We start from the raw sequence: 365 nt of genomic DNA, 5'->3' as shown, positions 1-365 counted from the left end.
CTGCCGCGCCTGCCGGCGGTCCGGCCTGCCCCTTGTGCGCCGCCGACGGCGGCACGCTGGTGTGGCGCGGCTGCGGGCTGCGCGTCATCCATGCGGCCGAGGAGGCGGGCTTTCCGGCCTTCTACCGCGTGGTGTGGGAGGCGCACGTGGCGGAGTTCTCCGACCTGCAGGCCGCCGAGCGCCAGCGCTGCATGGAGGCGGTGGCGCTGGTGGAGCGCGTGCTGCGCGAGCGGCTGCAGCCGACCAAGGTCAACCTGGCGGCGCTCGGCAACCTGGTGCCGCACCTGCACTGGCACGTGGTCGCGCGCTTCGACTGGGACAGCCACTTCCCGGCGCCGATCTGGGCCCCGCCGCAGCGGGCGGCC

1 protein-coding gene is annotated in these 365 nt (G+C 75.9%); it reads left to right on the top strand.

The annotated features are described in order from the left end of the window. Positions 1-32: 32 nt before the first annotated feature. Positions 33-365, top strand: a 333-nt coding sequence (locus A612_RS14730) for an HIT family protein (protein WP_040437120.1), incomplete at its 3' end; no start/stop codon positions are given.

Origin of the sequence: Melaminivora alkalimesophila (assembly GCF_000282995.1) — a bacterium.
GTDB classification, from domain to species: Bacteria; Pseudomonadota; Gammaproteobacteria; order Burkholderiales; family Burkholderiaceae_C; genus Melaminivora; species Melaminivora alkalimesophila.
The sequence above is the reverse complement of the archived record's forward strand: the minus strand, read 5'-3'. Positions and strand labels throughout refer to the sequence as shown.